Consider the following 8,759-nt stretch of genomic DNA (forward strand, 5'->3'; position numbering starts at 1 on the left):
GTAATAGCCTGGCCGACGTGACGTTGCGTGTGATCGGCGACGTGGACCAGCAGGCCGGCGAGGGTGACAGGAAGTCTGTCGCGTCCGACATGGCGAAGTTCTCCAAAGCCAGAAGTGATCGCGAGAACACGGTCACGGGACGTGGCTAACGCGCCGCCGAGCTCCGCGAGAATCTCTTCGGGAGTTCCCTGCGGATCTGCCTCAGAGCGAAGCAGGATCAGTTGCATCTCGGTCAGCGAACCACGTTCGGCGTAGGTCAGAAGGCGATCGAGAGACCTCGCGATATGACGAAGCTGAAACGCGACCGAAGGCAGGTTATGCGGCCTCGCGTGCAACTCTTCCCGAGAGAGGTCCTTCGACCACCGATAGAGATCTTCTTCCGCAAGATCAAGGGCGTGCAGTACCGCCCGGCGAACGGGTTCGATTTCAGTGCGGCTGCTGCGGAGCCAGGGTTCAACCATCACAGTCCCTTCTTTTGGCGGAACTCTCGTACGAGTTCGACAACATCCCGATGATTGCCGTCAATCTCGTGATTCAGCGCTTGCATCTCTTCGGCAGAGATCTTTCCGGCAAGCTGTTGCAGCGCCACTGCGAGCCCTGGGTGGCGCCGGAGTGCATCCTCCCGGACAAGCGGCACGGCCTCATAGGGAGGAAAGTAACGTTTATCATCCAGCAACACAACCAGGCCCAGCGCCCGGATAGGCCCATCGGTCGAGTTGCCGGAGACAATGTCCACCTGATGGCTGGCGAGGGCGCGATACAGCAGACCGAGATCCATGACCCGTGGAGAACCATTGAAACGGAGCTGATAGGTCTGCTGCAGGCCTGGCAGCCCGTCCGGGCGCGACTCAAACTCGTAGCCGGTACCAAGCTTCCAATGCGGGGCGAACTGGGCAGCCTGGGAGAGCGTCTGTACGCCGAGCCGGGCGGCATCATCCTTCCGAAGCACCATGGCAAAGGTGTTTTCGAAGCCTAACGGCTGTGCGACGGTGACGTGATGCTGCCTGGCGTAGATGGTGCGGATGGTGGCCAGCACTCGTTCTGGATCGCGGTCCAGCGGTTGTTTGAGTACGGCAGTCAGCGCAGTCCCGGTGTACTCCGGATAGAGATCGATCCGTCCCTGCACCAACGCCTGGTGCGCGATATAGCTGCCCGCGAGATAGAAACGGCGCTCGACACGCTCGTGGGTGGTGCTTTCGATCTGCTGTGCCAGCAGCTCGCCAAGGATGACCTGCTCCGTAAAGTTCTTGCAGCCAACCACGATGCGTGATGYCCGCGGAGGCGCACAGGCCACAMGACTAAGCAGAGCCAGCATTGGAATCAGAAGGAATCTGCGGCTCATGCTCGTTTCACCGTCAACTTCTTTTCCGCAAACCCAAGCGCCGCATCCGCCAGTAATGCCAGCAAGGCGGCCGGAACCGCCCCGGCAAGAACCAGGCTGTTATCCACGGAGGCGACACCGCGGAAGATCAGTTCGCCAAGACCGCCGGCGCCGATGGCTGCTGCAATGGTCGCGACACCGACGCAGGTCACGGTGGCGGTCCGGAGGCCTGCGAGGATGACAGACGCCGAGAGCGGCAGCTCCACCTTGAGGAGTCTCTGACGCGCCGTCATACCGAGCGCGGTAGCAATGTCGGTCAGCGTCGGATCGATACTGCGAATTCCGGCATAGGTATTCCGAAGGATTGGCAGCAAGGCATATCCAGTGAGGGCCAGGATGGCCAGGCGAGCTGCATTTTCTCCAAGCCACGGCACCGGCAGAAGCAGACCGAATAGTGCGAGAGACGGCACGGTCTGCAGCACGTTGGCAAAGCCGATGATGGGTCTGGCCAGCTTCGGCCTGCGGGAGAGCATGATGCCAAGCGGCAGCCCGATCACCGTCGCCAGCAGCATCGCAAACAGCGTAAGCCACAGGTGCTCAAAGGTCAGCCGGGCTATCTCATACCCGTGCGCTCGGAGGAAACCGGTCATGCCATCGGCTCCTCGTGGTTGCGGTGATTGTGCCGAACAGCGCGGATGTACTGCCGCACATGGGGGTCGCTGGAGGGCATCACTTTGTTCGAAGGAAGGTCCGCGACGACGCGTCCACCTTCCAGAAAGATCACCCGCTGTGCGAGATAAAGAGCCTCTTCCAGATCATGCGTCACCAGGAGGACCGTCTTATGGAGACGCTCGATCAGCGATGCCATCATCTCCTGCATCTCCACCCGGGTAACGGGATCCAGAGCTCCGAAGGGCTCATCCATCAACAGGATTGGCGGATCGGCCGCCAGAGCCCGTGCAAGCCCCACACGCTGCCGCTGACCTCCGGAGAGCTGCCATGGATAGCGGCGGGCGAAGCTCGTTCCTTCGAGGCCGACCATGGGCAGCAGTTCAGCAACACGTGTAGCGATCTGCGTCTTCGACTGCCCCGCCATCTCCAGGGGAAGACCGACATTGCGCTCGATCGTCATATGCGGAAAGAGACCGGTCTCCTGGATGACGTAGCCTATCCCGCGGCGGAGCGCGATACAGTCCTGGGACGCGACAGGCTTCCCCATCACGCGCGCCTCTCCGGCGGTAGGCGCCGCCATGGCGTTCACCATGCGTAGAAGAGTGGTTTTGCCGCTGCCGGAGCGGCCAAGGAAGGCAGTCGTGCTTCCCTGCTCTACGGCGAGATGGATTCCGCTCAAAATGGAGCGGCCGCCGGAGAGTACGAGCGATAAGGCGTCGAACTCAACGGCGGCCATGGCCATAAAAGGGCCTCTCCTGATTGCCGGGGACTTCAGGCCTCTGCGGCAGGCGCAGAATCGTCGTTAGGGCCGCTCTTGACGCGGACGACGGTGACCTTCGAGAACCCTTCTTTGAAGCTTGGCGGTCTCAGACGTTCAGCCATCTTCTTCATGACGTCGTCGGAGACACTACGCTCACGTTTGCGGTTGCGCTCCATGCAGATCTCAAGTGGCACGTCAAAGTACACGGCGTGCACCTCGTAGCCGAAGCTCTTGGCCATTTTGATCCACTGGCGACGCTCATGCGCCGAGAGATTGGTGGCATCGACGTAATTCCATGGCATCTTGGCGATAAGCCGGGCCCGGAGCAGCGACCTCAGGGTGGAAAAGACCAGCCCCTGATAACGCTGCTCGGTGATGTCATCGAACAGAATACTGCGTAGCATATCGCTCGAAAGCGGGGTTACGCCACGGCGCTTGTACCAGGTGGTTTTCCCGCTTCCGGGAAGACCGATGGTTAGCACCACATAGCCGCGTGGCTGTCGCGGAGACGCCGTCGAGGGGTCGTCAGGCTGAGATGCAGGCGGCTCAGCAGGCTGAGTCTCGACCTCTACCTTTCCCTCGGCAACGGCCTCAGGGCCGGCCTCAAGCGCCTCTGCAACCGCGGAAACCTCGCTTGCCGCGACAACGTCGGGTGGAGGTTCAGCCGCAGCCTGCTGGCCAGCCGGTTCATCAGGATAAGCGGGACGCAACGGAGCTGGCTGGTCGGCAGGTAACTCCTGACCGATCTTGCCAGTGGACTCCGAATTGTTGGGCCCGCGGCGGGAACGTCTTCTCATCTTTTCGCGCATCCATTCGCGCATATGTTTCTGCTTGTAACACAGTGACTTGCCAGCCGCAAACTCCTCCCTCTCCGGAGGTATTCGGCTGGGTAATGGGAGGCCATAGTTTTGGCTAATGGCGAGGCCACGTCCTGGGCCACTCGTTATTTGCGGGGCCCTTGCCCTGCTGGTAGCATCGATCTTTAGACGTGCGTCTGCCGCCAACCAGCGGCCTGGAAACGCGAAATGCTACTCGTTTCAACCTGTGAATTGAACAAGGAGCCAACTGCATATGGCAGTGAAGGTAGGAATCAACGGCTTCGGCCGCATCGGCCGTAATGTCTTCCGCACCGCAATCAATAACCCTGAAATTGAGTTTGTCGCCGTTAACGACCTGACCAGCCCGGCGACGCTGGCACACCTGCTGAAGTACGACTCCATCCTGGGCAACCTGCCGAACGAGATTTCGGCCGGTACGGACTACATCCAGGTGGATGACAAGAAGATCAAGGTCTACGCTGAGCGTGACCCCGCCAAGCTTCCCTGGGCCGAAGTTGGCGCCCAGATCGTCGTCGAGTCGACCGGTCACTTTACCGACGCCACCAAGGCGAAGGCTCACCTCGGCGAGACCGTCAAGAAGGTCATCATCTCCGCCCCTGCCACCAACGAGGACATCACGCTCGTGCTGGGTGTGAACCAGGAGAAGTACGACCCCGCCAAGCACAATGTCCTGTCCAACGCGTCGTGCACCACGAACTGCCTTGCTCCCGTGGTGAAGGTGCTGCATGAGAGCTTCGGCATCGTCAGCGGCATCATGACGACGGTCCACAGCTACACCAACGACCAGGTGATCCTGGACTTCCCGCACAAGGACCTGCGCCGSGCCCGCGCCGCTGCCATCAACCTGATCCCGAGCTCGACCGGCGCCGCCAAGGCCCTGAAGCTGGTGATTCCGGAGATGGCCGGCAAGCTGGACGGTTTCGCAATCCGCGTCCCAACCCCGAACGTCTCGGTTGTTGACTTGACCTTCGTCGCCGAAAAGCCGGTGACCATTGAAACCGTCAATGCCGCGATCAAAGCCGCTTCGGAAGGCCCGTTGAAGGGCATCCTCGGCTACACCACGGAAGAATTGGTCTCCTCTGACTTCAAGGGTGATAACCGCTCCTCGATCTTCGACTCGTCCCTGACCAAGGTCATTGGCAATACGGTGAAGATCATTAGCTGGTACGACAACGAGTGGGGCTACTCCTCACGCGTGAAGGACCTGATCCTCTTCCTCGAGCAGAAGGGGCTCTAACGCACGTGGCCCCGCTTGAGGTCATCCTGAAGCGATTCGAGACGCCGGACGAGATCCGGATCTTCGAAAAAGGCAGGTTTGAGGTAGTGCGGCTGGGTGGCATGTCCATCGGCCGCGCTACCTATGAACCAGGATGGAAGTGGAGCGAACACGTGGGTAAGGCGTCGGGTCAGACCAGTTGCCACGTAGAGCATGTCGGCATGGTGGTCTCCGGCCAGGCAACCGCAGCCATGGATGATGGCAATGTCATCGTCATGAAGCCGGGGGATCTCTTCTACATCGCTCCGGGACACGATAGCTGGGTAGTAGGCGAAGAGCCGTACGTATCGTTACACTTTCTTGGCGCCGATCATTACGCACAAAAACAGGAGCTGTAAGTGACACGCACGAATATTGCAGGCACTTCTCCCTATGAGCCGATCATTGGCTTCTCCCGCGCGGTCAAAGTTGGCGGGCACGTCCATGTCTCCGGTACGGGACCGGTAGGTGCTGACAAGGAAGACGTGGCCGCCCAGACCCGCAAGACCCTCGAAATCATTCAGATCGCGCTGGAAAAAGCCGGCGCCCGCCTGGACCATGTGGTGCGCACCAGAATGTTCCTGACCCATACGGCGGATTGGGAAGAGGTGGGCCGTGTGCACGGCGAGTTCTTCGGCAGCATTCGACCGGCGGCGACGATGGTGGTCGTCAAGGAACTGCTCAATCCCGACTGGCGTATCGAAATCGAAGCCGACGCATTCATCACAGACTAGTTTTCAGACAGGACACCAGACAGTATGGCCAAGCTCTCCATCCGCGATCTCGATTTGGACAATAAGCGTCTCTTCATCCGTGTGGACTTCAATGTTCCGCTGGCGGATGGAGGACATTCCATCACCGACGACACCCGTATCCGTGAGACCCTTCCCACGATCGAATATGCCATCCGCCATCATGCAAAGGTTATTCTGGCGGCGCATCTTGGCCGTCCCAAGGGGAAGGTAAATCCTGAGATGAGTCTGCGCCCGGTCGTCGACCGCCTGCGCCAGTTGCTGGATCATGCGCTGGGTGAACAGGTCAACGTTGCCTTCTCTCCGGATTGTGTCGGCGAGGTCGCGGAAGAGTTGACGCGTCAGCTTGAGAGCGGGCAAGTGCTCCTGCTCGAGAACCTGCGATTCCATGCCGAAGAGGAAAAGAACGATCCCGCCTTCGCAAAGAAGCTGGCCAGACTCGCCGACGTCTATGTGAATGACGCTTTTGGTGCAGCTCATCGCGCTCACGCCTCGACCGAGGGTATTACGCACTATGTGCAGCAGTCTGCTGCCGGTCTCCTGATGGAGAAGGAGCTGAACTATCTCGGCAAGGCTCTGCACAACCCCGATAAGCCGTTTGCGGCGATCATCGGGGGAGCCAAGGTCTCCGACAAGATCGAGGTCATCGAGAGCCTGCTCGATAAGGTCGACACCCTGTTGATCGGTGGAGGCATGGCCTACACCTTCCTGAATGCCAAGGGTCAGAAGACGGGTAAGAGTCTGGTGGAAGCCGATAAGATCGATGTCGCCAAGGCTGCCATGGACAAGGCGGCCGCGAAGGGTGTGAGGCTCCTGCTGCCGGTCGATCACGTTCTGGCCGACAAGTTTGACGCCAAGGCGAAGACACAGATCGTCGACGGTGAGGGCGACTTCCCTGCCGATTGGATGGCGCTGGATATCGGTCCAAAATCGATTGAACTGTTCAAGCACGTCGTTGCTGACGCACGCACGATTGTCTGGAATGGACCGATGGGCGTCTTCGAGATGCCAGCCTTCGCCAAGGGAACCATGGCGATTGCCCGTGCAGTAGCGGCGAATCACGATGCCACCAGCATTGTGGGCGGAGGCGACTCTGTCGCAGCCGTTCATGCCGCCGAGGTCACGGATCGAATCACGCACGTCTCCACCGGCGGCGGAGCCAGCCTGGAGTTCCTCGAAGGCAAGAAGCTGCCCGGCGTGGAAGCTCTAACAAACAAATAGCCACTTAATGCGAATTCTGTTGATCGCGATCACGACAGCTATCTCAGCGGCGCTGGGTGGCTGTCTGGTCGCGCTCGGCACACTGATTACAGGAGCAGTCCATTCTTACGAATCATCAAGGAATATCGCCGGAGTAACGGCGAGCGCAAGCCCCGCTGCTGTCGTTGGAGGTACGCTCCTCGGGGCATTGGCAGGCTATCTGCTTGCGCGCGTTTTCTTTCCTCACAGGGAATAGTTCCTCCCGCCGAGTCACAGATCTCCTGCTTGAGGGTTCGGCGAAACGCGTTCTCAGTTCGATAAAATGGTTGGCCATGCGTAAAAAACTGATCGCTGCCAACTGGAAGATGTACAAAACTCCTTCCGAAGCGCTGACCTTTGTCGAGGCCTTGTTGCCGCTCGTGGCTGGACATACTCGCGATGAGATCGTGCTCTTCCCTTCCATCACATCGCTCGCGACAGTCATTAATCGTGTCCGTGGCACCAATGTCGCAGCCGGCGCGCAAAGCATGCACTGGGCCAATGAGGGAGCCTACACCGGCCATACCTCCCCGGTCATGCTGATCACGCTTGGCGCGACCCACGTACTCATCGGTCACTCCGAGAACCGTCAGTACGATAACGAAACCGACGAGCGTATCAACCTGAAGGTGAAGGCAGCTATCTCTCACGGTCTGACCCCGCTGCTCTGCATCGGCGAACAGCTTGATGAGCGGGAGTCGGGAAAGACGGACGATGTTCTCGCCAGCCAGTTGGCCGGAGCCCTTGCCGGCTTTCCGAAAGAGCATGCGGACAAGCTGGTCGTCGCATATGAGCCGGTATGGGCTATCGGCACAGGCCTGACGGCAACACCAGAGATTGCCGAAGAAACACACGTCCTCGTTCGCAATCACATGGCACAGCATCTGGGCGATGTGGCCAACGAGATCCGCATTCTTTACGGCGGCTCCGTCAAACCGGAAAACTCAAAGGCGCTCCTGGAACAGCCCAATATCGATGGAGCTCTTGTGGGTGGCGCCAGCCTGAAGCCGGACTCTTTCGCGGCCATCGTGCAGTACTGAGTCGGAGCTTCCCATACACCGGTGACCATTTCCCGGTGTATGGGTTCAACAGAACTTCCCTTTCGACAGCCGGAAAACTGCCCCACAGAACGCAGCATCAGAGTTCGCGAGAGGGGCAGACCTATGTCAAATACATCGGATGTACTGGTGGAGCGGCTGATCGCCTGGGGCGTGGACACGATTTTCGGTCTTCCCGGCGATGGCATCAATGGAGTTTTCGAAGCGTTGCGGCAGCGGAAAGACCGCATCCGRTTTATCCATGTGCGGCACGAGGAATCTGCAGCCTTCGCCGCATGCGCTTACGCCAAGTTCACGGGAAGGCTGGGCGTCTGTATCGCCACCTCTGGTCCGGGCGGAATTCATCTGCTCAATGGCCTTTACGACGCCAAGCTGGATCACGCTCCTGTCCTTGCGATCACGGGACTGCAACATTCAGATCTGCTCGGGACCTTCTCTCAGCAGGACGTCGCTCTGGATAAGCTCTTTATCGACGTCTGTGAGTACAACGAGCGGGTCATGAATGGAGCTCATATCGAGAGCCTGACCGACCTGGCGATACGAACAGCGCTGGCCAAACGAGGTGTCGCGCATCTCACGCTGCCCGTCGACGTCCAGACACAGCCGGTCAAGCAAGGGCGGTCCGAACGGAATCCTCCGCATCACACGACTGCAACGCCGGCCTTTGATACCCATCTTCCCGCTCAGGTCGACCTGCAGCATGCCGCCGACATTCTGAACCGCGGCAAGCGGATCGCTATCCTAGCCGGCCAGGGAGCATTGCATGCGACTGATGAGCTGGAGCGTATGGCGGCAGTCCTGGGAGCTCCGATCATCAAATCGCTGCTTGGTAAGGCAGCGGTCCCGGATGATAGCCCCTACCC

General features: G+C 59.5%; 11 protein-coding genes. 6 read left to right on the forward strand and 5 right to left on the reverse strand.

Annotated features, from left to right (window positions below):
• From AB4043_RS05645 to AB4043_RS05665, 5 genes are all read right to left on the reverse strand, one after another.
• Positions 1–461 (reverse strand): DinB family protein (locus tag AB4043_RS05645; protein ID WP_442306647.1); only part of this gene is annotated, 461 nt, incomplete at its 3' end.
• Positions 461–1,342, reverse strand: a complete 882-nt coding sequence (locus tag AB4043_RS05650) for a glycine betaine ABC transporter substrate-binding protein (protein ID WP_442306648.1) — start codon at positions 1,340–1,342, stop codon at positions 461–463. The genes AB4043_RS05650 and AB4043_RS05645, both read right to left, overlap by 1 nt.
• A complete protein-coding gene (locus tag AB4043_RS05655) occupies positions 1,339–1,971 on the reverse strand; it encodes an ABC transporter permease (protein ID WP_442299581.1) in 633 nt (210 codons plus the stop codon). The genes AB4043_RS05650 and AB4043_RS05655 overlap by 4 nt, the downstream gene beginning before the upstream one ends.
• The gene (locus tag AB4043_RS05660; RefSeq protein ID WP_442299580.1) at positions 1,968–2,735 is read right to left on the reverse strand and encodes an ATP-binding cassette domain-containing protein; all 768 of its coding nucleotides are present in this window, start codon (positions 2,733–2,735) and stop codon (positions 1,968–1,970) included. Before AB4043_RS05660 ends, AB4043_RS05655 begins: the two co-directional genes overlap by 4 nt.
• A 29-nt stretch (positions 2,736–2,764) precedes the next feature.
• Positions 2,765–3,550, reverse strand: a complete 786-nt coding sequence (locus AB4043_RS05665) for an AAA family ATPase (RefSeq protein WP_442299579.1) — start codon at positions 3,548–3,550, stop codon at positions 2,765–2,767.
• A 274-nt stretch (positions 3,551–3,824) separates the two neighbouring features.
• Here AB4043_RS05665 and gap point away from each other — a divergent pair, with 274 nt between their 5' ends.
• The 6 genes from gap to AB4043_RS05695 all read left to right on the forward strand — a co-directional run.
• On the forward strand, positions 3,825–4,829 hold the full coding sequence (gene gap, locus AB4043_RS05670) for a type I glyceraldehyde-3-phosphate dehydrogenase (RefSeq protein ID WP_442299578.1): 1,005 nt from the start codon (positions 3,825–3,827) through the stop codon (positions 4,827–4,829).
• A 5-nt stretch (positions 4,830–4,834) separates the two neighbouring features.
• On the forward strand, positions 4,835–5,206 hold the full coding sequence (locus AB4043_RS05675; RefSeq protein ID WP_442299577.1) for a cupin domain-containing protein: 372 nt from the start codon (positions 4,835–4,837) through the stop codon (positions 5,204–5,206).
• Positions 5,207–5,581: a RidA family protein gene (locus AB4043_RS05680; protein WP_442299576.1), complete on the forward strand. Its 375-nt coding sequence runs from the start codon at positions 5,207–5,209 to the stop codon at positions 5,579–5,581.
• A 24-nt stretch (positions 5,582–5,605) separates the two neighbouring features.
• Positions 5,606–6,820 carry a phosphoglycerate kinase gene (locus AB4043_RS05685; protein WP_442299575.1) on the forward strand — a complete coding sequence of 405 codons (1,215 nt, stop codon included), beginning with the start codon at positions 5,606–5,608 and terminating at the stop codon, positions 6,818–6,820.
• A gap of 311 nt (positions 6,821–7,131) precedes the next feature.
• Complete coding sequence (gene tpiA / locus AB4043_RS05690; RefSeq protein ID WP_442299574.1) at positions 7,132–7,878, forward strand: triose-phosphate isomerase; 747 nt, start codon at positions 7,132–7,134, stop codon at positions 7,876–7,878.
• A gap of 123 nt (positions 7,879–8,001) precedes the next feature.
• The coding region (locus AB4043_RS05695; RefSeq protein ID WP_442306649.1) for a thiamine pyrophosphate-binding protein at positions 8,002–8,759 on the forward strand (758 nt) is incomplete at its 3' end.

The sequence above is a fragment of the Terriglobus sp. YAF25 genome (assembly GCF_052113305.1).
Lineage (GTDB): Bacteria > Acidobacteriota > Terriglobia > Terriglobales > Acidobacteriaceae > Terriglobus.